General features: G+C 75.0%; 8 protein-coding genes. All 8 read right to left on the reverse strand.

All coding sequences use genetic code 11. The features are described from left to right. Positions 1–49: 49 nt before the first annotated feature. Genes AB0C22_RS06775 through AB0C22_RS06810 form a run of 8 tightly spaced genes read right to left on the reverse strand, consistent with a single transcriptional unit; the run spans position 50 to position 25,719 of the window. On the reverse strand, positions 50–5,566 hold the full coding sequence (locus tag AB0C22_RS06775) for an amino acid adenylation domain-containing protein (RefSeq protein ID WP_357533885.1): 5,517 nt from the start codon (positions 5,564–5,566) through the stop codon (positions 50–52). Next, positions 5,563–8,724 (reverse strand): amino acid adenylation domain-containing protein, encoded by a 3,162-nt coding sequence (locus AB0C22_RS06780; RefSeq protein WP_357533887.1) that lies wholly within the window; start codon positions 8,722–8,724, stop codon positions 5,563–5,565. Before AB0C22_RS06780 ends, AB0C22_RS06775 begins: the two co-directional genes overlap by 4 nt. Then, positions 8,721–8,909: an MbtH family protein gene (locus tag AB0C22_RS06785; RefSeq protein ID WP_208566379.1), complete on the reverse strand. Its 189-nt coding sequence runs from the start codon at positions 8,907–8,909 to the stop codon at positions 8,721–8,723. The genes AB0C22_RS06780 and AB0C22_RS06785 overlap by 4 nt, the downstream gene beginning before the upstream one ends. Next, the gene (locus tag AB0C22_RS06790; RefSeq protein WP_219460903.1) at positions 8,909–9,862 is read right to left on the reverse strand and encodes a TauD/TfdA family dioxygenase; all 954 of its coding nucleotides are present in this window, start codon (positions 9,860–9,862) and stop codon (positions 8,909–8,911) included. Before AB0C22_RS06790 ends, AB0C22_RS06785 begins: the two co-directional genes overlap by 1 nt. Positions 9,863–9,886: 24 nt before the next feature. After that, positions 9,887–15,364 (reverse strand): SDR family NAD(P)-dependent oxidoreductase, encoded by a 5,478-nt coding sequence (locus AB0C22_RS06795; RefSeq protein WP_357533890.1) that lies wholly within the window; start codon positions 15,362–15,364, stop codon positions 9,887–9,889. A 56-nt stretch (positions 15,365–15,420) separates the two neighbouring features. After that, positions 15,421–18,975: an amino acid adenylation domain-containing protein gene (locus AB0C22_RS06800; protein WP_357533891.1), complete on the reverse strand. Its 3,555-nt coding sequence runs from the start codon at positions 18,973–18,975 to the stop codon at positions 15,421–15,423. A 58-nt stretch (positions 18,976–19,033) separates the two neighbouring features. Beyond that, complete coding sequence (locus AB0C22_RS06805) at positions 19,034–22,204, reverse strand: thioesterase domain-containing protein (RefSeq protein ID WP_357533893.1); 3,171 nt, start codon at positions 22,202–22,204, stop codon at positions 19,034–19,036. Then, positions 22,201–25,719: an AMP-binding protein gene (locus AB0C22_RS06810; RefSeq protein ID WP_357533895.1), complete on the reverse strand. Its 3,519-nt coding sequence runs from the start codon at positions 25,717–25,719 to the stop codon at positions 22,201–22,203. The genes AB0C22_RS06805 and AB0C22_RS06810 overlap by 4 nt, the downstream gene beginning before the upstream one ends. Positions 25,720–25,813 lie beyond the last annotated feature (94 nt).

The following is a 25,813-nucleotide window of genomic DNA, read 5'->3' on the forward strand; positions in this document are numbered from 1 at the left end:
CTGCCGCGCGGGTACGACGCCTCGATGCCGTCGTACCCGCGCGGACCGGTCAGCCGGCTACCGACGCCGGTTCCGGGCGGGTCTTCGCCCGCTCGGCGAGCCGCCGCTGCCGCTCCTGCGCCCCGATCAGGTCGTCGGGGAGCGAGTCGGGCACCTCGATGTCGAAGCGGCGCAGCATCCGGATCGCGAACCCACCGAGCGTGATCAGCACCAGGGCCAACCCGAAGCAGACGTACGCGAAGCCGATGCCCCGACCCGGACCGGTGCCGATCACCGCGCCCACCGAACCGGCGAGCGTGCCGCCGTCGGCGAGCATCGGCTCGAACAGGGCCGTCGCGCCCGGGGCGAGCAACGCGAAGCCGATCGGCAGGGTCGACCAGGAGATCGTCTGGTTCAGGCTGAACACCCGGCCGTGGAACCGCTGCGGCACCTTGACCTGCACGATCGTGGCGTAGATCGACTGGGCGGTGGTCATCGCCATGGCCAGCCAGAACGCCCCGAAGGCGATCATGACGACGGAGGCGTCGAGGCCGATCAGCAGGCACCCGACGGCGGTGCCCAGGTTGCCGATCAGCACCCCGATCATGCGCCGCTGCCGGGGCCCACCCCACAGCGACATCAGCACCCCGCCGGCCACCGCGCCGATCGCCTCGGCCAGCGCCACCTGCGCCACCTGGGTGGCGGTGCCGAACGACAGCACCAGCGGGGTGGTGAGCACCAGCGCCGGGGCGAGGAAGACGTTGCCCAGCGCGAAGTAGCCGAGCATCAGCCGGAAACCCTTGTGCCGCCACGAGTAGCGCAGACCGTTGGCGATCGCCACCAGCAGCCGTTCCCGGGGCCGCCAGCCGAGCAGGTCGGGGAAGCGGACCACGGCCAGCGTCAGCACCGCCACCAGGTAGCTCGCCACGTCGATCAGCAGGATGCCCTTGAGGCCGATCGCGGCGAGCAGGCCGGCCGCGAAGACCGGCATCAGCAGCATCGCGAAACCGCTGGAGAGCTGGGTGATGCCCATCGCGTGCCCCAGGTAGCGCTTCGGCACCAGCTGCGGCACCGCCGACTGGAAGGCGATCCGCTGGAACGATCCGGCCACCTGACTCAACGCCACCAGCCCGTAGATGTGCCACAGGGCGAGGTTGTCGGTCCAGAGCAGGGCGGCCAGCACCAGCTGGATGGTGCCGGAGACGCAGCTGGCGATCATCATGATCCGTCGCCGGCTGATCCGGTCGGTGAGCGCGCCGGCCACCGGCAGCATCAGCACCCCGCAGATCAGCGCCAACGCCCACAACAGACCCAGGTCGGCCACCGATCCGGTCCGGGTGAACAACCAGATCGGCAGGGCGAACGCGGTCAACGCCGAACCGGTGGTGGAGACCAGCTGCCCGGCGGTGACCGCGACGAACCGGGCCATGCTGGGCTTCACCACCGCCGGGGCGGGCCCGCCGGCGTCGCCGACACGCTGGTGGTCGGCGACCACCCAGCCGGCGTCCTCACCCCGGGCCGCCGGGCCGAGCGCCGTCACGTCCCCGGCCCGCACCGCCGGGTGCACCTGGGTGACGATCTCGGCCAGCTCGTCGGCCCGGTACTTGAGGAAGAAGTGCCCGGCCTGGTCGAGCACCACCAGACCGAGGGTGTCGCTGAGGAACTGCCACTCCGCGTACCGCTCGGCGTGGTAGTCGGTCACCGGGTCCTCGGAGCCGACCACCGAGACGATCGGCGCACGCAGCTTCTCCGCGCCCCGGTCGAGCAGCCCGGTGAAGTACTCCTCCGACGCGCGGGAGTCGGCCCGCATGTTGCTGATGATCCGGTCGGCCTGCTCCGGCTCCAGCTCGTCGGTGTCCACGCCCATGCTCTTGAGCCAGCTCGCGTAGTGCCGGTTGCTGCTGAGCTGCTCCAGCCGGTTGCGCAACGCCGCGAAGGCGCCCTTCGGACGGGCGAACGGGAACATCGCCCCGATGTAGACCACCTCCAGCTCCCGCCCGGCGGCCTCCACCTTGCGGGCCACCTCGGCGACGATGGCGCTGCCCACCCCGCAGTGACCGTAGAGGGCCAACGGACCGTCGATCCGCTCCACGATCTCGGCGGCCACCCGGCTGGTCAGCTCGTCGAACGGCAGGGCGTCCTCGGTCAACCCGACGTCGTGGCCGGGGATGGCCAACGACCACAGGGCGTGCCCGGCGGGCAATGCGTCGGCCAGCGGCTGGTAGACGATGGCGCTGCCGCCGCCGTACGGGACGCAGACGTAGCTGAGCACCCGCTTGCCGGCCGGGATCGGCTTGGTCAGCTCGTAGAGCAGCCGACGCGGGCCGGCCGCCTCGGCGTCACCGGTCATGAACGCGGCCAGTTCCCGGATGGTGCGCTGCTGGAACAGGTCCATCACGCCGACCGCCCGGCCGCCGTGCTCGGCCCGGCGGATCTTCGCCACCACCTGGGTGGCGAGCATCGAGTGCCCGCCCAGGTCGAAGAAGTCGTCGTCGATGCCGAGCGTCGGCACGCCCAGCACCTCCGACCAGATCCCGGCGAGCAGCCGCTCGGTGTCGTCGCGCGGCTCGACCAGGGCCACCGACGCCTCGCGGGTGACCACCGGCGCGGGCAACGCCTTGCGGTCGAGCTTGCCGTTCGGGGTCAGCGGCAACGCGTCCAGGGTGACGAACGCGGCCGGCACCATGTACTCCGGCAGCGTCTCCTTCAGGGCCGACTTCAGCGCGGCATGCTCGGCCCCGCCCACCAGGTAGGCGGTGAGCCGCTTGTCGCCCGGGCTGTCCTCGCGGACGATCACCGCCGCCTCGGCCACCCCGGCCTGCTCGCGCAGGGCGCTCTCGATCTCGCCCAGCTCGATGCGCAGGCCGCGCAGCTTGACCTGGTGGTCGATGCGGCCCAGGAACTCGATCACACCGGCCGGTTCGGCCCCGGTCGTCGGCCCCGCCGGGTCGGGCACCCAGCGGGCCAGGTCACCGGTGCGGTACAGCCGGGCGCCCGGCTCACCGGAGAACGGGTCCGGCACGAAACGTTCGGCGGTCAGCGCCGGCCGCAGGTGGTAACCACGGGCCAGCCCCACCCCGCCGATGTGCAGCTCACCGGCCACCCCGACCGGGCACTCCCGACCGGCCGGGTCGAGCACGTGCAGCCGCAGGTTGGCGATGGGCCCACCGATCGGCACACCGGTCAACCCGGCCAGCAGCGCCGGGTCGCAGTGCCAGGCGCTGACGTCGATCGCCGCCTCGGTCGGGCCGTACAGGTTGTGCAGTGCGCAGTGCGGCAACCGGGCGGTGAAGTCGACCGCCGAGGCCAGCGGCAGCTCCTCACCGGAGCAGATCACCCGCCGCAGCGCGGTGGCCGCCTCCACCCCCTCCTCGGCCAGGAACACCGTCAGCATCGACGGGACGAAGTGGGCGGTGGTGACCCGCTCGGCCACCAGCACGTCACGCAGGTAACCGGCGTCCTTGTGACCGCCGGGCTTGGCCAGCACCAGCCGGGCCCCGGTCCGCAGCGGCCAGAAGAACTCCCACACCGACACGTCGAAGCTGGCCGGGGTCTTCTGCAACACCGCGTCGTCGGCGTCGAGCCGGTAGGTCTTCTGCATCCAGTCGAGCCGGTTGACGATGCCCCGGTGGGTGTTCGGCACCCCCTTCGGGCGACCCGTCGACCCCGACGTGTAGATCACGTACGCCAGGTGTTCCGGGCCGGCCAGCGGGGCCGGGTCGGTCTGCGGCTGGTCGGCCCAGAGGGTCGGATCGTCCAGGGCCAGCACCGTCGCGTCGACGGTGGGCAGCACGTCGCGCAGCTGCTCCTGCACCAGCACCACCGGCGCGGCGGCGTCGGTCAGCATGAAGGCCAACCGGTCGGCCGGGTACTCCGGGTCCAGCGGCAGGTACGCCCCACCGGCCTTGAGCACGCCGAGCAGGCCCGCGACCAGCTCGACGGAGCGTTCCGCGCAGACCCCGACCAGGGTCTCCGGGCCGACGCCGGCCGCCCGCAGCCGGTGCGCCACCCGGTTCGCGGCGGCGTTGAGCTGCGCATACGTCGTCGAGACGCCCTCGATGGTGACGGCCACCGCGTCCGGGGTCGCCGCCGCTGCCGCCTCGATCGGGCCGTGCAGCGTCTCGGCAGCCGGGAAGTCGGCGGTGGTGTCGTTCCACGACGCCAGCAACGCCCGCTCGTCGGCGGGGAGCAGGTCCAACGCCGAGACCGGCACGTCCGGGGTGGCCGCCACCGCGCGCAACAGGGCGCCCCAGCGGTCGGCCATCCGGGTCACGGTGGCCCGGTCGAACAGGTCGGTGTTGAAGACCAGCTTGCCCCAGAGCCCGTTGACGGTCTCCACGGCGTGCAGCTCGAAGTCGAACCGGGTGGCCCGCAGCTCCATCGGGGTCCAGTCGAACGTCACGTCGGTGGCGTCGGAGACCTCGGTGAACCGGCCCATCTCGTAGTTCTGCAACACGAACATGGCCTGGAACACCGGTGAGCGGCTGACGTCGCGGGGTAGGCCCAGCTCGTGGACCACCCGCGCGAACGGCACCTCGGCGTGCTCGAAACCGTCGAGCACGCTGCGCCGGGTGCGTTCCAGCAGCTCGGAGAAGGTCGGGTCACCGCCCAACTCGGCCCGCAGCGGCAGCATGTTGATGAACATGCCGACGAGGTCCTCCAGCTCCGGGGCGGACCGGCCGGCCACCGACGCGCCGACCGCGAAGTCCTCCTGACCGGCGTGCCGGGCCAGGAAGACCTGGTAGGCGGCGAGCAGCGTCATGAACAGGGTGCCGCCGGCCACCCGGGTGAGGGTGGTCAGCCGCTCGGTCTCCGCCGGGGTCAGCCGGAACTCGACGAAGTCGCCCCGGTAGGTCTGGGTGGCCGGGCGGGGCCGGTCCAGCGGCAGCTCCAACGGGGTGATCCCGGCCAGCCGGGACTTCCAGTAGTCCAGGTGCGACCGGGCCGCCGGGCCGGCCAGCTCCTGCGCCTCCCAGACGGCGAAGTCGCCGTACTGCACCGGCAGGGTGGGCAGCTCACCGCCCCGGTAGGCGGTGATCAGATCGCGCAGCAGCACGTCGACCGACCAGCCGTCACCGACGATGTGGTGCTTGCTGAGGAACAGCACGTGGTCGTCGGCGGCCAGCCGGATCAGCAGCGCCCGCAGCAGCGGCCCGGCCGCCAGGTCGAACGGCGCGAGCGAGGCCGCCTCCACCAACTCCCGCGCGGCCCGCTCGTCGGGGGCGTCGACCACCGTCAACGGCACCTCGACGGTGTCGGCGACCACCACGGTCGGCTTGCCGTCGGCGTCGGCGGGGAACCGGCTGCGCAGCGACTCGTGCCGGGCGGTCAGCGCGGCGAGGGCGGCGCGCAGCGCCGTGACGTCGAGCGGGCCACGCACCCGCAACGGCACCGCGATGTGGTACGCCGCCTCGCCGGGGGCGAGCTGGTCCATGAACCAGACCCGCTCCTGGGCGTACGACAGCGGCACCTCGACACCCTCGGGGCGCGGCGTGACGCGGGCGGCGGGGGTGGCCTGCCGTCGGCGTAACCGTTGGGCGATCAGTGCCGCCCGGGCGGCGTCCCGGGAATCCTTCAGGTCCGTCATGCGGAAGTGTCCTTATCCGCCGCCAACAGCGCGGCGACCTCGGTCTCGGAAAGGTCGTCCAGTTCGGCGGCGATCTGCGCCTCGATCTGGGCGGCCAGATCGGCCACCACGGGGCTGCCGAACAGCGCCCGCATCGGCAGGTCGACGTCCACCTCGGCCCGGATGCGGGCCATCGCCCGCATGCCGCGCAGCGAGTTGCCGCCGAGGGCGAAGAAGTCGTCGAGCGCGCCGACCTTCTCCACCTGGAGGATGTCGGCGTACACCTCGGCGACCAGGGTCTCGGCGTCGGTGCGCGGCGGCACGTAGCCGTCGCCGGCCACGGACTCCGGCGGGGCGGGCAGCGCCGCCCGGTCCAGCTTGCCGTTCGGGGTCAACGGCAACGCGTCGAGCCGGACGAACGCGGCCGGCACCAGGTGCGCCGGCAGCTCCCGGGCCAGCTCGGCGGCGAGGTGCGCCTCCTCGGCGGTGCCGACGTGGTAACCGACCAGGGTCGGCTCCCCCGAGTCGGTGCGCACGGCCACCGCCGCCTCCCGGACCTCCGGGTGCTCCCGCATCGCCGCCTCGATCTCGCCCAGCTCGATGCGCATCCCGCGCACCTTGACCTGGTCGTCGCGGCGGCCCAGGTAGTCGAGGGAGCCGTCGGCCCGCCACCGGGCCAGGTCACCGGTGCGGTACATCCGCTGCCCCGGCGGGCCGTACGGGCAGGGCAGGAACCGTTCGGCGGTCAGGCCGGGCCGGCCCAGGTAGCCCCGGGCGAGCTGGTCACCGGCGACGTACAGCTCACCGACCACCCCCGGCGGGACCGGCTGCCCCGCGGCGTCGAGCAGGTACACCCGGCTGGTGGCGGTGGGCCGGCCGATCGACACGGGGCCGGCGGGCACCGGCTGCCCGGGGGCGATCCGGGCGGCGACACAGCCGACGGTCGCCTCGGTGGGGCCGTACTCGTTGACCACCGCCACGTCCGGGTGCGCGGCCCGCCAGTCGGCGAGCTGCTCACCGGTGAGCGCCTCACCGCCGATCACCAGGTCGGTGGTGGGCGACAGGGCCTCCTCCAGCAGCGGCAGGTGGCTCGGGGTGACCTTGAGGAAGGTCGGCCGCCCACCCGTGCGGGCCGCCGGGGAGTCGATCCCGGCCAGCCGGACGGTGCCCCCGGCGGTGAGCGGGCCGAGCAGCCCCGTCACCGTCAGGTCGAACGAGACCGGCGAGTGCAGCAGCGCGGTGCCGGACAGCCCCGGGTAGGTGTCCCGGGCCCAGGCCAGGTACGCCGTGATCGCCCGGTGCTCCACCACCACACCCTTGGGCCGGCCGGTCGAACCGGAGGTGTAGAGCACGTAACCGGGGTGCTCCGGGCGCAACGGCGCGACCCGGTCGGTGTCGGTGAGGTCGGCCTCGCCCCGGGCCGGGTCGGCACCGGCCACAACGGCGTCGGCGAGGGCCGGGTCGACGTCGAGCACCCCGTCGAGCAGCAGCGCGTCCGCCGACACCAGGGGGGCGGTCTCCGCCACGGCCAGCACCAGCGCGGGTGCGGCGTCGGCGAGCAGGTAACCGATCCGGCCCGCCGGGTAACCGGTGTCCACCGGCACGTACGCGCCCCCGGCCTTGAGTACGGCGAGGATCGCCACCAGCAGCTGCGGGCCGCGCGGCAGGGCCAGCGCCACCCGGGTCTCCGGGCCGACGCCCCGGCCCGCCAGCACCCGGGCCAGCCGGTTCGCGGCGGCGTTGAGCCGGGCGTAGGTGAGGCAGACGTCGTCGCAGACCAGCGCGGTGGCGTCCGGGGTGGCCGCCACCTGCCGCTGCACCTCGTCGACCACGGTGGACGACGCACCGGCCACCCCGGTCCCCGCCCAGTCGCCGAGCACCAGGTCGCGTTCCGCGTCGGCGAGCAGCGGCAGCGCGGACACCGGCTGCTGCGGGTCGGTGACCGCCGCGTCGAGCAGCCGGACGTAACGGGCCACGACCGTCTCGGCGGTGGACCGGTCGAACAGGTCGGTACGGTAGACCAGCCGGCTCTCCCCGGTGGTGATGTCGAAGGCCAGGTCGTCCTTGGTGGTGCCCAGCTGCACCAGGTCCAGCCCGGAACCGGGGATGAAGTTCAGCGCGGTCTGGAAGACCGGCTGCACCGACGGGTCCCGCTCCGGGGCGACCGCCTCGACGATCCGCTGGAACGGGGTCTGCCCGTGGTCGAGGGCGTCGACCATCGCGTCGCGGACCCGCCCCAGCAGGTCGACGAAGGACGGGTCACCGCCCACGTCGCAGCGCAACGCCACCGGGTTGACGAACATGCCGATCAGCGAGGTCAACTCGGCGGTGTCCCGGCCCGCGGTGGAGACCCCGACCACCACGTCGGTGTCGCCGGAGATCCGCGACAGCAGCGCCGCGAAACCCGCCAGCAGCACCATGTACGGGGTGGCCGCCGATCCGCCGGCCAGCCGGCCGACCCGGTCGAGCAGCCCGTCGGGCAGGTCGAAACGCACCTCGTCCCCGGCGAAGCCGAGCTGTGCCGGGCGGGGCCGGTCCAGCGGCAGGCCGGTGACCGCCGGTGCCCCGGCCAGGTGACCGGTCCAGAAGGCGAGCTGCCGCGCCAGCTCCGCGCCGGTGAGCTGGTCGCGCTGCCAGGCCGCGAAGTCGGCGTACTGGATGGGCAGCTCCGGCACGGCGGCCGGCGCACCGGTCGACGCGGCCTGCGCGAACGCGGCGATCTCGGCGTCGAACAGCACCGCCGAGTGGCTGTCGAAGACCGCGTGGTGCACCACCAGCAGCAGCGTCCACGCCTCACCGAGACGCACCAACCGGGCCCGCCACAGCGGCGGCGCGTCCAGCGGGATCGGCGTGCGGGCCAGCTCGACGCAGAGCGCCGCGTAGCGTTGCGCGCGTTCCTCCTCGGGCAGTTCCCGCAGGTCGTCGGTGGGCAGCCGGGTCGGCTGGTGCTCCCGGACCACCTGCACCAGGTTGCCGTCGTCGACCCGCAGGTAGGTCCGCAGCGCCTCGTGCCGGGCGACGACCTGGTCGAACACGCCGGTCACCGCGTCGACGTCCAGCCCCGCCGGGAAGCGGCACGGCATCGAGACGTTGTAGACCGGCGACGCCGGGTCGAGCTGGTTGGCGATCCAGACCCGCTCCTGGGCGAACGAGGCGGGGAAGGTCCACTCGCGGGTCATGCCGTCTGCTCCCGTACCGAACGCGGACGCATGTCGGTCCAGACCTCGTCGACGTGGGCCAGGCATTCCTCACGGCTGCCGGCGAAGCCCGCGTCGTGCCACCCGGCGGGCAGGTCGCGGTCGGCCGCCCAGATCGAGTACTGCTCCTCGTCGTTGCGCACGACCAGGAATCGGGTGTCGGCCATCAGTTCGCTCCAGCGGTGTCGGGGGTGTGCGGTTCGGCCATCGCGACGGCGATCTTGCGGGGTCCGGTGAACGGCTCCCGCCCGTGCGCGGCGGTCATGTTGTCGACCACCAGCACGTCGTCGCGCTGGTAGTCGAAGCGGACGCTGGCCGCCCGGTACGCGGCCCGCAGGTGGTCCAGCACGTCGGCGGGGATCTCGCCGCCGTCGCCGTAGTAGGTGTTCGCCGGCAGCCCCTCGGGGCCGAACATCGCCAGCAGCCCCTCCTGGTAGTCCTTCGGCAGGGTGCTCAGGTGGAAGAAGGTGGCGTGGTTGAACCAGCGCGGGGTGTCCGAGCCGGGCCGGTGGTGCACCACGTCCCGTACCGCCCGGGTCCGCAGCCCGTCCTTGCCCACCCACTCCAGCTCGATCCGGTTCGCCGCCGCGTACGCCTGCACCTGGGCGCGGTCGTCGGTGCCGAAGACGTCCTGCCAGCGGGTGCCGAAGTCGGCGTGGAAGTTACGCACCAGCAGCCAGCGCCGACTGACGAACTCCGCACGGACCGCCGGGTCGATCTCGGCGTACACCCGGCGCACGTCGGCCAGCGGGGTCGCGCCGAGGGTCTGCGGCGCGGTCAGGCAGTAGAAGAACAGCGTCAGCGGCCAACGCGCCTGGTAGGAGTTCTCGTTGTGCAGGAAGATCTCCTCGTCCGGCGGGTAGTCGGTCGAGGTGTAGACCTTCCCCTTGATGGCGTGCCGGGGCGAGGACCGCTCGGTGTAGGTCAGCGGCTCGCCGGAGAACGCCCGCACCACCGCGTCGAAGCCGTCCACCCCGCCCACGTCGAAGCCGCGGAACAGCAGCCCGCCGTGCGCGACGAGGTCGGCGCGCAGCTCGGCCCGGCGTCGGCCGATCAGCTCGGTCAGGGGTGTGCCGTCGTTCTCGACGACCACCGGCAGCGTGGCGATCGTGTCGCTCATGGCGTGGTCTCCTGTTTCTCGACGTCAGGCGCGGGGTAGCCGCGGGATGGCGGGGATGGTGGCCGGCGCGGCCGGTTCGTCGGCGGCGGCGGCCCGCAGCTGGGCGATGCGCTCGGCCAGGCCGGCCACGGTGGGGGTCTCGAAGAGGCTGCGCATCGGCAGCCGGACCCCGGTCGCCTTGCGCATCGCGGCGATCAGCTGCACCGCGACCAGCGAGTTGCCGCCGAGGGCGAAGAAGTCGTCGTCCACCCCGACCTCGGCCACCCCCAGCCCGTCCCGCCACACCCCGGCAATGGTGATCTCCAGTTCGGTACGCGGGGCCGCCGAGCCGCCCCCGGTCGCCGCCGGAGCGGCCGCCGACGGCTCCGGGTCCTGCTCCAGGCTGTCCGTGGTGACCCGGGAGGCCCGCCGTCGGATCTCCTCGACCGGGCGGGTGGCGATCACCACCTGCGCGCCGAGACCGGCGGTGAGGCTGCGCCGGAACGCCTCCGCGCCGTCGACCGGGCGGATGTCCTCGGTGAGCGCCCCGGCCGCCGGCTCGACCGGGCCCGCGTCGGCGGTGCCGGTCAACCCGCCGGTGACCGCGCCCTGGTCGACGCGGCGCAGCACGAAGTCGCCGATCGCGACGAGTTCCCGGCCCTCGGTGTCGGTCAGCGACAGGTCGGCGGCGACCACCTCGTCGGTGGCGCTGGCCCGGTGCCGCAGGTGGCTGTGGAACACCGCCGGCAGCGGCCCGCGCACCACGATCCGCCCGTACGACAGCGGCAGGTAGGTGCCGTCGCCCTGGCCCCGGCCGAACGCGGTGGCCACGTCCAGCAGCGCCGGGTGCAGCCCCCACGCCGGCAGGTCGGCCCGGACCGGCTCCGGGGCCTCGATCCGGGCCAGTTCCTCGCCGTCGCCGAGGCGGTGCTCGGTCAGCGAGGCCCAGCGCGGGCCGAAGGTCAGCATGCTGGTACGGCCCCGACCGAACGAGGCGTCGTCGTCGACCCGCCGGCCGTCGACCACCGGCACCCGGGCCGCCGGGGCGGCCTCGACGACCCAGCCCGCCGACCCGCGCACATGGGTGCGGAGCTGGCCGGCGGCGAGGCTGCGGACCGCGAAGTCGACGCCCTCCTCGGCCGGGGTCAGCTCGACCCGGTACTGCGCGACGGTGCCCTCGGGCACCGCGAACGGCTCCAGGAACACCACGTCGCGCAGCTCCACCACGGCCTGCGGGTCGTGGGTGGGCACCCCGGCGGCCACCGCGGCCCGCACCGACTCCAGGTGGGCGGTGCCGGGCACCACCGGCACCCCGCCGATGCGGTGCTCGTCGAGCAGCCAGTGGGTGCCGGCGGAGACCAGCCCGTGCAGCACCGTCGACTCCGGGCCGGTCACCTTCGTGGTGAGCACCGGGTGGTCCACCGGCGTGGTGACGGTGTCCCGGCCGGCGGCCCGGAACGCGGCCGGCGCGGCGGTCTCCACCGCCATGCCGACCTCCGCCCAACCACCCCAGTTCTGCGACAGCACGGGGGCCCGGAAACCGACGCCGGAGCGGGCGAACGCGTCGAGGAAGGCGTTCGCCGCGCAGTAGTCGACCTGGCCGAACCCGCCGATCACCGAGGTGATCGACGAGCAGAGCACCACGAAGTCCAGCGGCAGGTCACCGAAGACCTCGGCCAGGGCGAGGGTGCCGGTGAGCTTCGGGGCGAGCACCCGCTCCGCCTCGGCCCGCTCCTTCACCTCGGCCATGCCGCCGCCGGGCAGACCGGCGGCGTGCACGATGCCGTCCAACCCACCGAACTCGGCCTCCACGGTGGCCCGGACCCGACGCAGGTCGGCCGGGTCGGTGACGTCGGCGGCGAGCACCCGCACCGTCGCGCCGGCCGCCTCCATCCGGCGGATCGCCGCGATCGCCCGGCCGGCCCGGTCCGCGCCGCCGTGCACCGCCAGGTGGTCGTCCCACCGCTCACGCTGCGGCAACCCGGACCGGGCCAGCAGCACCAGCTTCACCCCGGCCCGCCGGGCGAAGTCCTCGGCGAGGGTGACGCCGATGCCACCCAGGCCACCGGTGACCAGGTAGCGGCCGCCGTCGCGCAGTGCCCCCGGCTCGCCCTCGGCGGCCACGGTGACCTGCTCGTACCCGGTCACCCAGCGGCGGGTGCCGCGCAACGTCAGCTCCGCCCGCTGCGGGTCCACCGGGCGGCGCAGTTCGGCGGCGAGCGTCTCGACCCCGGGGTCGGCCGGGTCGGCGTCGACCAGCCGCACGGCCAGGCCGGGCAGTTCGGCCGGCAGCACCCGGGCCAGACCGGCGAGGGTGGCGTGCTCGGGCCGGACCAGGTCGGCACCGGTGGCGTCGCCGACGCCCGCGGTGACCAGGTCGAGGGTGAGCGGCTGCTCCCCTGCGGTCGCCCCCGCCCCGGCGAGCGCCTGCACCAGGTGCAGGGCGTCGAAGAAGCCACGCTGCTGGGCGTCCCAGGCGGCCGTCGCGTCGAGCCCGGCCGGCGGGCCGTCCAGGGCGAAGGCGTGCACCAACCGGTCCGGCACCCCGCCTGCGGTCAACGCCGCGACCAGCGCGTCGTGGTCCTCGCGGTGGCCGGGGCGCAGCCGGTACCCGTCGTCGGACGCCGTGAACGCCGCGCCGGGGCGTACCACGACCGGGTCGTCACCGGCGGTCCGCAACGCGGCGACCAGGGCGTCCGCGCGCGGACCGGCGGCGAACACCAGGCAGCGGCCCGCCGGCACGGTCGCCGGGTCGGCGGCGGCCTGCCGCCACACCGGCACCGCGAACCACTGCGGCAGCGCACGCGGACCGGTCTCCGCCGGCACGTCGGCCACCGCCACCACCGGGTCCGGGTCGACCCAGTAACGCCGGCGCTCGAACGGGTACGTCGGCAGCGGCACCCGCCGGGCGGCCGGGTCGGCGTCGAGGCGCACCCCGACCCCGGCGCACCACAGCGCGGCGGCGCTGGTGAGCAGGGCGGCCAGGTCACCGGCCGGCTCACCGGGGCCCGGCAGGCTGCCCAGCGGGGTCAACGCCCGCTGCTGCGGGGAACCCTTGGCGACCTGCATCCGGGCCAGGTTGGCCAGTTGCCGGCCCGGCCCGCACTCCAGCAGCGCCCAGGTGCCCGCGCCGAGCAGGGTCGCCACGCAGTCGCCGAAGCGCACCGGCTGACGCAGGTGCGCCGCCCAGTACGCCGGGTCGGTGGCCTGCTCGGCGGTGATCCAGGTGCCCGTCACGTTGGACAGGAACGGGATGGCCGGCGCGCGCAGCGGCACCGTCGCCATCAACGCGGTGAACTCCGCCAGGATGGGGTCCATCATCGGCGAGTGGAACGCGTGCGAGGTGCGCAGCTGCTTGCTCTTGTTCTTGCCGCCGAGGCTGTCGGCGAACGCGGCGACGGCGGCGCTCTCGCCGGCCACCACGCAGGTGCCGGGGCCGTTGACGGTGGCGATGGCCAGCCCCTCGGGCAGCCGGGCAGCGACCTGCGCCTCGTCGAGCGAGACGGCCAGCATCGCCCCGGCCGGCATCGACTGCATCAGCCGACCCCGGGCGGCGACCACCCGCAGCGCGTCGGGCAGGCTCAGCACCCCGGCGACGGTGGCGGCGACGTACTCGCCGATCGAGTGGCCGATCATCGCCGCCGGGCGGACCCCGGCCCGCTGCCAGAGCAGCGCCAGGGCGTACTCGACGACGAACAGGGCCGGCTGGGTGTAGCGGGTCTCGGTGAGCTTCTCCGCCGCCTGCGGGTCGCGGCCCAGGATCAGCTCCCGCAGGTCCAGGCCCAGCTCCGGGTGGAGCAGCGTCGCGCACTCGTCGACGGTGGCCGCGAAGGCCGGCTCCTCGGCGTAGAGCTGCGCGCCCATCCCGGCGTACTGGGCGCCCTGGCCGGAGAAGAGGAACGCGGTGCGGGGCGCGGCACCGTCGACCACCCCGGACTGGCGGCGGCGCGGGGTACGCAGCGCGGTCACCGCCTCGGGCAGGTCGGTGGCGACCACGGCCACCCGGTGCGGGTACTCCTGCCGGCCCACCCGCAGCGTGTGCGCCACGTCGGCCAGCAGCTCCGGCCCGCCGTCGCTGGTCGCCGCCAGGTGGTCGGCGAGCCGGGTGACGGCGCTGTCCAGGGCCGACGCCGTCTTCGCCGACACGTGCAGCAGCTGCGCCGGCCGGACCCGCCGGTCCGTCCGGTACGCCGCCGGCGCCTCCTCGAGCACCACGTGCGCGTTGGTGCCGCCGATGCCGAACGAGCTGACCCCCGCCCGGCGGGGTCCGCCGTCGGTGTCCCACTTGGTCAGGGTGTTCGCCACGTAGAACGGGGTGTCGGCGAAGTCGATGCCCGGGTTGGGCGTCTCGTAGTTGATCGTCGGCGGGATCAGCCCGTGTTCCATCGCCAGCACCGTCTTGATCACGCTGACGATGCCGGACGGCTGGCTGAGGTGCCCGATGTTGGACTTGACCGAGCCGATGCCGCACCAGCCCCGCTCGGCGGTGTCCCGGGTGAACACCGCCGACAGCGCGGCCACCTCGATCGGGTCACCCAGCGCGGTGCCGGTGCCGTGCGCCTCGACGTAGCTGATGGTGCGCGGGTCGATCCCGGCCATCCCGACCGCCTGGGCGATCGCCTCCACCTGCCCGTCGACGCTGGGGGCGGTGAAACCGACCTTGCCGGCGCCGTCGTTGTTGATGGCGTTGCCCAGCACCACCGCACGGATCGCGTCGCCGTCGGCGATCGCGTCGGAGAGCCGCTTGAGCAGGGTCACCCCGACACCGCTGCCCCAGACCGTGCCGTTGGCCCCGGCGTCGAAGGGGCGGCACCGGCCGTCGGGCGAGGTGAAACCGTCCATGCCCAGGTAGCCGACGTGCGGCAGCTCCACGTTGACGCCACCGGCCAACGCCATGTCGCACTCGTGGTTGCGCAGCGCCTCGCAGGCCAGGTGGAAGGCGACAAGCGAGGTGGAGCAGGCGGTGTGCACGGTCAGGCCCGGCCCCCGCAGGTCCAACCGGTACGACACGTTGGTCGCCACGTAGTTCGGCGAGTTGCCCGTGGCCAGCGAGACCGCCCCGTGCGGGTTGCCGCCGACCCGCTTGTTGCGCAGCACGTACCGGTGCAGGTAGGTGTTGCCGCCGGTGCCGGCGTACACGCCGACCGCCCCGGGATAGCGGGCCGGGTCGTAGCCGGCGTCCTGCAACGCGGTGTAGCAGCTCTCCAGGAACAGCCGGTGCTGCGGATCGGTCACCTCCGCCTCGCGGCTGGTCATCCCGAACAGCCCGGCGTCGAAGGTGTCGTACCCGTCGATCAGCGGGGCCCGGCTCACCCAGCCCGGGTCGTCGACCTCGTCGGTGGTCGCGCCCCGGGCGAGCTGCTCGTCGCGGCTCAGCTCGGTGACCGACTCGACGCCGTCGACCAGGTTGCGCCAGAACTCGCCGACGTCGGCGGCACCCGGCAGCCGGGCGGCGAGCCCGACGATGGCGATGGGTTCGATGCCGTCGTCGGAGGGCGGCGCGGTGTCGATCTCGTTCTGCATCGGGGTAGTCCTTTGTCGCAAGGTGCCGCCCGCAGGCGGTGGGGAGGAATGCGGCGTCACGGCTGGTGCGGTCGGCGAGGCGGTGGGGTACGACGGGTCCGGCCACGCCGGGCGGCGGCGCGCAGCGCGGCGCGGGCCAGCTCGGGTCGGTCGGCGGCCCCGTCGAGGCTGGCGGCGAGCGCCCGGACGGTGGGGTGCCGGAACAGGTCGAGCATGGTGATCGACCGGCCGGTCGCGGCGGTGAGCCGGGCATGCACCGCGGCCAGGGCCAGGGAGTGCCCGCCGATGTCGAAGAAGTTGTCGGCGACCCCGACCCGGTCGCGGTCCAGCACCTCCCGCCAGATGCCGGCGATCAGCTCCTCGGTTCCGGTCAGCTCGTCCGGACCGGTCGGCACCGGCGCGACCGGGGCCGGTGCGGTGGCGGCCACCGTCATCGCGCCGAGCGCCGCCACCCGTACGGTGGGCCGGGGCAGCGCCACGGCGACCGTGTCGGCCGGGCTGTGCGGGTCGGCGGCGAGCGCGCCGACCAGGTCGACCAGGTCGGCCAGGAGCGCGTCGATCCGGTCGGCGTCGAACAGGTCCGGGTTGTAGACGACGTCCACCCCGCACCGGCCGTCGCGCTGCACCACGTAGACGGTGACGTCGAACGGGGAGCCCGGCTTGGGCACCGGGACCACCTCGCCGGTCAGGCCGGTCAGCGCCAGCCGGGGCGGGGCGAAGTTGAGCACGTTGAACAGCACCTGCACCAGCGGGGCCCGGGAGGTGTCCCGCCCCACCCCGAGGGTCTCGACGAGCTTCTCCAGCGGTGCGCCCGGGTGGGCGGTCGCCTCGTGCAGCTCGGCGGCGCACCGGTCGACCAGTTCACCGAAACCCACCCCACCGGCCGCGCCCGGACCGCCGGCACCGTCGGCCCGGCCGGTGCGCAACCGCACCGGGACGGTGTCGATGAAGAAGCCGACCACGTCGTCGAAGGCGGCCAGCCGACGGTCGGCGACGATCGCCCCGACCACGTGGTCGTCGCCGCCGGTGAGCCGGCGCAGCAGCTCGGCGAAGCCGGCCAGCAGCACCGCCGCGACGGTGCTGCCGCGCCGCTCGGCCAGGTCCCGCACCGCCCGGTCGGCGGTGGCGGACAGGGTCACCGCCGCCTCCGCCCCGGCGTACGTCTGCACCGCCGGGCGGGGGCGGTCGCGGGGCAGATCCAGCACGGTCGGCACGCCCCGCAGGTGCTCCGTCCACCAGGTGAGGTCGGCGGGGCCCTGCCGGCGGTCCCGCGCGTCGCGCCACACCGCGTAGTCGGCGTACGAGGCGGACAGCGGCGGCAGGGCCGGCGACGCACCGGCGACGGCCTGCGCGTACCCGGTGGCCAGGTCGGCGTAGAGGACCGCCTCGGACCAGCCGTCGAAGACCGCGTGGTGCATGGTCATCGCCAGCACGTGCTCGTCGGGGCCGAGCCGGTAGACGGTCACCTGCCAGGGCGGCCCGGTGGCCAGGTCGAAGGCGTGCGCGGCACCGGCGGCGAGCATCCCGGCCAGCTCGGTCCCGGCGTCGGCGCGACCGGTCAGGTCGACCACCGGCACCGCCACGTCGGTCGGTTCCTCGCAGACCGCGTAGGGCACCCCGGCGTTCTGCGGGATGCGCCAGCGCAGCACGTCGTGCCGGGTGGCCACGGCCCGCAGCGCCGCCCCGAGCGCCCCGGTGTCCAGCGGGCCACGCAACCGGTGCGCGACCGCGATGTTGTAGGGGGCGCTGGAGGGGGCGAGCTGGTCGACGAACCACAGTCGGCGCTGCGGCGGGGACAACGTCGGCGGGTTGCCGGTGGTCAGCCCGTCGGCGTCGGCGGGCGCGGCGGCCCGCAGCCGGGCGGCCAACGCGGCCGGGGTGCGCCCGGCCAGCACGTCCCGGGTGTCGACGTGCCGGCCCAGCTCGGCGCGCAACGCCGCGACCAGCCGCATCGCGGCGACGGAGTTGCCACCGGCGGCGAGGAAGTCGGTGTCCGGGGCGGGTGCCGCGCCGAGCAGCCGGGTCCAGACCCGCCGCACGACCCGCTCGACCGGGTCGGTCGGCTCGTCGGTCGGCCCGTCGGCGGGGACGACGGTCAGGGCGGCGTCGGCCAGCGCCCGCAGCGCCGGCCGGTCCAGCTTGCCGGTGATGGCGCTGACCGGCAGGTCGTCGCGGCGCAGCAGCCGCGCCGGCAGCATCGCGGCGGTCAACCGCCCCCCGGCGTACGCCCGGACGGTGTCGTCGTCGGGCGCGGTGGCCGGGGTGAGGAATGCGACCAGTTCGGTCCCGGCCGGGCCGGGCACCGCCTCCACGGCCACCCGGTCGACGCCGGGCACCCCGGCGAGCACGGCCTCCACCTCGCCCAACTCGATGCGCTGGCCCCGGATCTTGACCTGCCGGTCGGCCCGGCCGAGATAGACGATCCGCCCGTCCTCGGCCTGCCGGACCAGGTCGCCCGTGCGGTAGAGCCGCTCGCCGGGCAGCCCGGAGAACGGGTCGGGGACGAACCGGTCGGCGGTCAGGCCGGGCCGGTTGAGGTAGCCGTCGGCCAGCCCCGGCCCGCCGATCAGCAGCTCACCGGTCTGCCCCGGCGGCACCGCCCGCAGCGCGTCGTCCACCACGTACGCCCGGTGGTTGGGCAGGGGCAGCCCGATCGGCACCGGGTCGGTGTCGGCGGCGGTCAGCTCACCGCTGACCGCCAGCACGGTGGTCTCGGTGGGGCCGTAGCCGTTGAGCAGCAGTCGTCCCGGCGCCCAGCGGGCGGCCAGCTCGGCGGGGACGGCCTCGCCGCCGCAGAGCACCGTCCGCCAGCCCGGCACCCGGGCCGGGTCCAGCATGGACAACACGGTCGGGGTGATGAAACCCCAGTTCACGTCGTGGGCGACGATGAACCGGGCCAGCCGGTCCGGGTCGGAGCGGTCGTCCACGCCGAGCAGCTGCACGCTGCCGCCGAGCAGCAGCGGGACGAACAGGTCGATGCTGGCCGCGTCGAAGCCGAGCGAGGCGATGCCGAGGCTGCGCACCCCGGCGTCGGCGGCGCTGAGCGCGGCGCAGCCGGTGACGAACTCGACCACGTTGCGGTGGGTGGTCAGCACCCCCTTGGGTCGGCCGGTGGAACCCGAGGTGAACAGCACGTACGCCGGGTCGCCGGCCCGCGCCGGGCAGGGTGCCGACGGGGCCGGGCCGGTGGCGGTGACCACCTCGACGCCGGGGGTGTCGGCGAACTCGACCGCCGCCGCGTCCCCCACCACCAGCGTCACCCCGGCGTCGGCGGCGATCTCCCGCAGCCGCTGCCGGGGGCCACCGGGCTCCAACGGCACGTAGCAGCCCCCGGCGAGCAGCACGCCCAGCACGTCGACCACCAGGTCGGGCCGGCGGTGGGCGCAGATCCCCACCCGGGTCTGCCGGCCCACCCCCCGGGCCCGCAGCGCGGCGGCCAGGCCCGCCGCCCGACCGACCAGCTCCCGGTAGGTGAGCCGGTCGTCCCACTGGCGCACCGCCACCGCGTCCGGGCAGCGGGCCGCCCGTTCGGCGATCAGCTCGGCCAGCGTCCCGTCCGGCCAGGGCAGTGCTTCCCCGGTGACGGCACTGATGGACAGGATGTCGGTCACGTCGCTCCCCGTACGGTTGCTGGTGCGGTACGCCCCACCGGGCGGACGGTGTGCCGGTTCACCGGTCGTCCCGGGCGGTGTCGTCGACCACGTGCAGGCGCAGTTCGCTGAGGTACCGGCGGCCGGCCGCGTCGGGCACCCAGGCGTCGTCCGGGCCGGGCAGCATCTCGCTGACCGTCAGGGAGACCCCGGGGCCGTCGCCCATCCGGGCCGCCCGCACCATGGCGCAGAACATGTTCGCGAAGGCCGGGCTGCTCAGGTCGGCGTAGCAGGGTTTGGTCTCGCTGCCGAGCTTGACGTAGACCTGCTCGGGCAGGTCGAGGCGGCGTCGCCAGGCCCGCACCGCGAGGAACCGGTCACGTTCCCCGGCGGCGTCGGCCAGACCGCTCTCCCCCACCGTGGTGCGCCAGGTCCGCCGGGCCACCACCAGCCGGTCGATGGTGACCCGGGGGGTGTACGGGGCGGCGGCGACCAGCTTGAACCCGTCCACCGCGTGGGCGCTGAGCAGTTCACCGAAGACCTCGGTCAGCGGCCAGCTCTCGCCGTCGGCGGCGGTGGCGACCAGCTGGCCGTCCCGCTCGGACACGGTGAGCGCCACCGTGGGCAGCACCCGGGCCGGGTCGGCCCCGGGCGCCGCCGCGAAGGCCAACTGCCGGTCGCTGGGCCCGGCGAGGGCTTCGGCGGTGCGGCTGGTCCGCCGTGGCCAGTCGGTGGGGTACAGCAGCCGCAGCCGACGCCCGCCCAGGTCCGTGGTGAGGGCGTCCCGCAGCCGTTGTGGGTCGGGGTGGGCCGGGATGAACACCTCGCAGTCGAAGGACGCCCACGCGGCGTGCAGTTCGCCGAGCACGACGGTGTACTCCCCGCGCGCCAACGCCTCCGCGTCGGACGCGCAGAGTTGCAGGTCGGGGCTGTGCAGGACGGCCTTGGACCAGTGCGCCGGGGCGGCCGGGAAGACCTCGTCGACGCGGTCGGCGAGATCGGCGGCGGCGAGGCGCACCTCCCGGGTACCCGGTGGCAGCCCGGCGAAGCCGAACAGTCCCGCCCAGCGGGCGGCGAAGTCGGCGGCGACCGCGTCGACCGGGCGGTCGCCGGCACCCCAGAACAGTCCCTGGGCGAGGTACCACAGGTCGGCCAGGGAGACGGGGGCGTCCCCGGTCTCGCCGCGCAGTTCGTCGTACAGTTCACGGAACACCCGGTCGTACGCCTGCGCCAGGGCGGCCACCATCCACCGGGCGGCCCGCAGCAGCACGTCGAGCGGCGCGGCCAGGTCGGCCAGGAACGGGGCGCCGAGGGTGACGTCGAGATCCCGGGCGGTGTCCTCGTGGCAGAGGGTGCGGCCGGCGTACATCCGGCCCTCCCGACGTCGGGGCGACCGCCCGGTCAGTTCGGTGAAGGTGGTGTCGAGGGCGTCGAGGGCGTCGCCCAGGCGGTGCGGGTCACCGGCGGCTGCGGCGACGGCGTCGCGGGCGGCCGTCAGCCGGTCCAGCCCGGACCGGGCGGCCAGCCGGGCCGCCGGATCGCCGATGGCGTCGATCCGGGCGCGCAGCACCTCCTCCGCGGCCGGGCTGACCGGCAGGGCCGCGTCCCAGGTGAGCAGCTCCCGTTCGACGAGCCGGTCGAGCAGGGTGTAGCCGTCCTCGGGCCGGCGCAGCCCGATGGCCGGGTCGGCGACCAGCTCGTGGGCGGGGCGGTGGCCGTCGACGGCGGCCAGCAGCGCGGCCTCCACCGGGGACAGCGCCACCGGTGGTTGCCCGGGGCGCAGCACGCTGCGGTCGCGCACCGCGACCTGCGGGGCCAGCACCGGCGGCCACCAGCGCCGGACGGCGAGTTCGGCGCCGATGCACTCGGCGTACTCGTCGAGCGCCCACGACTCGAACCGGACCCACCGTCGCCGGGTCAGTTCCGGGCCGACCCGCAGCCGGGCGGTCTCCGGCTGCGCCGGGTCGACGGTCACCCAGCAGCTGGGGCCGAAGAAGCCGACCGTCTCGTTTTTGCCGCAGTACCGCTGCCAGTACTTGAGCAGGGCCCGTTCCCGGTCGCGACGGCGCACGTTGCGGGGCGCGTCGGGACCGCCCCGGACCAGCCCGTCGAAGGCCACCAGCGCGCCCCGGTTCTGCCAGGTCACCGCCTCGCGCACCAGCGGGTCGGCGGCGAGTTCGGTGAACCGCTGCCCGGCGGCGCGGACGGCCTCGTCGAACTCCTTGTCGAAGCGTTCGACGCCGCTGCCGGTGGCCAGCAGCTCGTCGGCGAGCGCGGCGGCGGCCGGGGCGGCGAACAGGACGAGGCCGTCGGCCGGGAAGCCGGTGCTGCGCAGGATCGCGTCGCGCCACACCGACCAGCCGGTGTCGCCCAGCGGCACCCGGTGGTCGGCTGGCCCACCCGTGCCGGGTGCCGGCACCGCCGCGACGGACCCCGGGGCGCGGCCGGCACCGACCGAGGCGACCCGGCCGGTCTCGGTCTCGGTACGCGGGGCACCGGGGGTGGTGGGCGGCGGGGAGCCGAGGGCGGCGGTCAGGTCGGCGCGGATCAGACCGAGCAGGTCGGGCAACCGGTCGTGCAGGAAGAAGTGCCCGCCGTCGAGTTCGTGCAGGGTGAAGCCGGCTGCGGTGTGCCCGGCCCAGCCGGCGCTGTGCTCCCGGCTGACCGCCCGGTCGGCCCGGCCGCCGAACGCCACCACCGGCACCGGCAGCGGCGCCTCGGGGACGTACCGGTAACTGTCGACCCGGCCGAAGTCGGCGCGCAGCAACGGCAGCAGCAGCTCCACCAGTTCCGGGTGGTCGAGCAGGCCGGCGGGCAGGCCGCCGCCGTCGGCGAGCCGGCGCAGCAGTTCGTCGTCGGCCACCTGGGACAGCCCGTCGAAGAGACTCGCGGCGGTGACGTGCGGGGCGCGGGCACCACCGACGTAGAGCCGTAGCGGCAGCTCACGGCCGGTGCGGCGCAGTTCCCGGACCACCTCGAAGCCGAGCCGGCCGCCCATCGAGTGCCCGTAGATCGCGTACGGGCGGTCGGCCCGGTCGGCGACGGCGGTGGCCACCTCCGCGACGGTGAAGGCGGCGTCCTCGCTGATCCGGTTCTCCCGGCCGGGCAGCTGCACGGCCAGCACCTCGACGTCGGGGCCGATCTCCGCCGGCCAGCGGCGGAAGGCGCTGGCCCCACCCCCGGCATACGGCAGGCAGAACAACTGCACCGGTGCCAGGGGTCGGCTTCCGGGCGAGACGAACCAGTTCACCGTGCGCCTCTCTGCGGTGGATCGATCCAGTGCCGCCGGCGCTGGAAGGGGTAGCCGGGCAGCCCGGTGCGCCGCACGACGCCCTCCGGGTGCAGCGCGGCCCAGTCGACGTCCCGGCCGGCCACCCACCCGGCGGCCAGGTCCCGCAGTGCGCCGGGCGCACCGGCCACGGTGACGCCGGTGGTGAGCAGTTCGTCCAGCCCGGCGATCGCCTCGGTCAGGTCGGCGGCGACGACGGCGGCCCGCCGGCCGAAGGAACGCCGGCCCAGGGCCAGGGTGGCGGCCACCTCGGACAGTTCCGGCCCGGTGCCGGCCAGGTGGGTACGCAGCCGGGTCAACGCCGCGCGCAGCGCCTGCGGGGTGCGCGCCGACACCGGCAGCAGCCAGGACCGGGGGGCCGCCGGCTCGGCCGGTGCGACCGGGGGCGGCTGTTCCACCACCACGTGCGCGTTGGTGCCGCCGAGGCCGAACGAGCTGACCCCGGCCACCCGGCGCGGCGCATCCGGCCAGTCCCGGGCCTTGGTCGGTACGTAGAACGGGCCCCCGGCCAGGTCGATCTCCGGGTGGGGTCGGGTGAAGTGCAGGTTCGGCGGGATCACCGCGTGCTGGACGGCGAGCACCGTCTTGATCAGACCGGCGATGCCGGCCCCGGCGTCGAGGTGACCGATGTTGGTCTTCACCGAGCCGAGCGCGCAGGACTCGGCGGGGGCCGCCCCGCCGTACACCTCGTGCAGGGCGGCGACCTCGATGGCGTCGCCCAGCGGCGTACCGCTGCCGTGGGCTTCGATGAAGCGGACCTCGCCGGGGGCGACCTCGGCGGCGGCCAGGGCGTTGGCGACGGCGGCGGCCTGCCCGGCGGGGCCGGGCACCGCGAACCCGGCCCGGTCGGGGCCGTCGTTGGTGACCGCCCAGCCGGGCAGGACGGCGTAGATGCGGTCCCCGTCGGCCTGGGCGTCGGCGAGCCGACGCAGCGCGACCACCCCGACGCCGGAGCCGAAACCGGACCCCTCGGCGGCCTCGTCGAAGGCGCGGCAGCGGCCGTCCGGGGAGGCCAGCCCGCCGGGGGTGGCCCGGTAGCGGGGCCAGGTGACGCTGACACCGCCGGCGAGGGCGATGTCGCACTGGTAGTCGGCGAGGCTCTGGGCGGCGAGGCAGACCGCGACCAGCGAACTGGAGCAGGCGCTCTGCACCGCCACCGCCGGCCCGGTCAGCCCCAGCCGGTACGCGACCTGGCCGGGCAGGTGGTCGGTGGCCTGCCGGCCGATCAGCCGGGCCTCCCAGTCGTCCGGGTCGACGTCGCCGACCACGGCCGGGTTGTCCATCAGGTGGAACAGGAAGTAGCGGTTGGCGGAGGTGGCCGCGTAGACGCCCACCAGGCCGGGGAAGCGGGTCGGGTCGTGCCCGGCGTCCTCCAGCGCCTCCCACGCGGCCTCCAGGAAGAGCCGGTGCTGGGGGTCGGTGCGGGCGGCCTCCTCGTCGCCCATGGCGAAGAACTCGGCGTCGAAGTCGGTGACCCCGTCGAGCCGGCCGCCGGCCCGCACGTGCCGGGGGTCGGCGCGCAGTCGCGGCCCGATGCCGAGGGCGTCCAGTTCGGCGTCGGTGTGGTCGTGCATCGAGTCCACGCCGGCGCAGACGTTCCACCAGAAGGTCGCCGCGTCGGGTGCGCCGGGGAACCGACCGGCGAGCCCCACCACCACGATCTCGTCGCCGGTGTACTCGCGGGCGGCGACCGGCGGGGTGGCCGGGGTGGGCAGGGTCGGCGCGGGGGCCGCCGCGGTGCGTACCGCCGCCTCGGGCGGGTGCAGGCCGACGGCCGGGTGGTCCCCGTCGAGGAGGCGGGCCTGCGTGGCGATCGTCGGGTGGGCGAACAGCCGCACCATGGGCGGCATCACCCCGAACCGCTCGGCGATGCGCTGCTGGACCTGGCCGAGCAGCAGCGACTGCCCGCCGGCGTCGAAGAAGTTCTCCTGCCGCCCGATGGCGCTGCGGCCCAGCACCGCGCACCAGATGTCGTGCACGGTGCGCTCGGTGGCGGTGGTGGGCTCCTGCCCGGCGGGGACCTCGGGGGTCGGGTCGGGCAACGCCCGCTCGTCGATCTTGCCGGTGACGGTGAGTGGGAACGCGTCGAGCACCAGCACGGCGCGGGGCAGCGCGTGTTCCGGCAGCCGCCGGGCGAGGGCGGCGCGCAGGGCCACCGGGTCGAGACCACCCTCGGCCGGCACGGCGTACGCGAGCAGTTCGCCGCCCCGGGCGATGGCGCGGACGGCGGCGACGCCGGGCTGGTCGGCGAGGACCGCCTCGACCTCGGTCAGCTCGACCCGGAACCCGCGTACCTTGACCTGGCGGTCGAGCCGGCCGAGGCAGACCAGCTCACCGCCGGGCAGCCTGGCCCCCAGGTCACCGGTGGCGTACGTGGGCATCCCGTCGGGGTCGACACCGAACCGGTCGCTCGACTGGCCCAGGTATCCGGGGGCGAGGTGCCGGCTGCGCACCACGATCTCGCCGGAGTCGGCCAGCCGCAGTGTGTAGCCGGGCAACGCCGTGCCGATCGGCAGCGGGCCGGTGGCGGCGGGGGCGGCGGTGGCCAGCGGCAGCGCGTACCGGGCGGCGAAGGTCATCTCGGTGGCGCCGTACCCGTTGACCAGGACACAGTCCGGGGCGAACCGGTCGCGGCCCCGGGTGGCGTCGGCGTGGGTGGCCTGTTCACCGCCGAGCAGCACCACCCGCACGGTGTCCAGCCGCCGGTCGCCGAGGGTGTCGAGCAGGAACCGGTAGACGGTCGGGGTGGAGTGGTAGACGGTCACCCGGTGCCGGGCGAGCCGCTCGACGGCGTACGCCAGGCCGTGCCGGCGCAGGTCGATCGGGACGAGGGCGGCCCCGGTGAGCAACGCCGGGTAGAGGTCGGGGATGGCCGCGTCGACGCTGAACGAGGCGAGCAGGCTGAGCCGGTCGGTCGGGCCGATCGCCAGGGTGTCGATCTGGTTGTCGACGACGTGCCGCAGGTTGCGGTGGGTCTGGGCGACGGCCTTGGGCGTGCCGGTGGAGCCCGAGGTGAACAGCACGTACGCCGGGCTGTCGGGGTCGACGGGGGTGGGCCTCAGCGGCGCGGTCGCGCTGTCGTCGAGGACCAGCACGCCGGTGCCGGGGTGTGCGGCGCACAGCGTGTCGGCCAGCGCGCGGTGCTCGGCGGTGCAGGCGACGACCCGCACGTCGGCGGCGACGTCGAGCAGGCGTCGGAGGCGGTCGACCGGGAACCCGGGGTCCAGCGGCACGTACGCGCCACCGGCGGCGAGGGTGCCGAGGGTCGCGGCGACGGCGGCCACGCCGTGCCCGGTGAGCAGGGCGACCAGGTCGCCGGGCCGGACACCGGCCGTGGTGAGCGCGGTGGCGTGCCCGCCGACGGTGGCGGCCAGGGCGGCGTAGCTGACCTCGTGGGTCTCGCCGAGGATCGCCGGCTGGTCGGGACGGGTGGCCGCGACCCCGGCGAACTGTTGGATGATCGTCTGTTGCGGCATGTCAGCGGGCCGGCTCGGCTCCACTGTGGGCAGGCGCGCAGGAACAGTCGATTGTGATCATGATCCCCCCCAGGACTTCACAATGGAAGCAGAA

This window comes from Micromonospora sp. NPDC048894, assembly GCF_040649765.1.
Classification (GTDB): domain Bacteria; phylum Actinomycetota; class Actinomycetes; order Mycobacteriales; family Micromonosporaceae; genus Micromonospora; species Micromonospora antibiotica.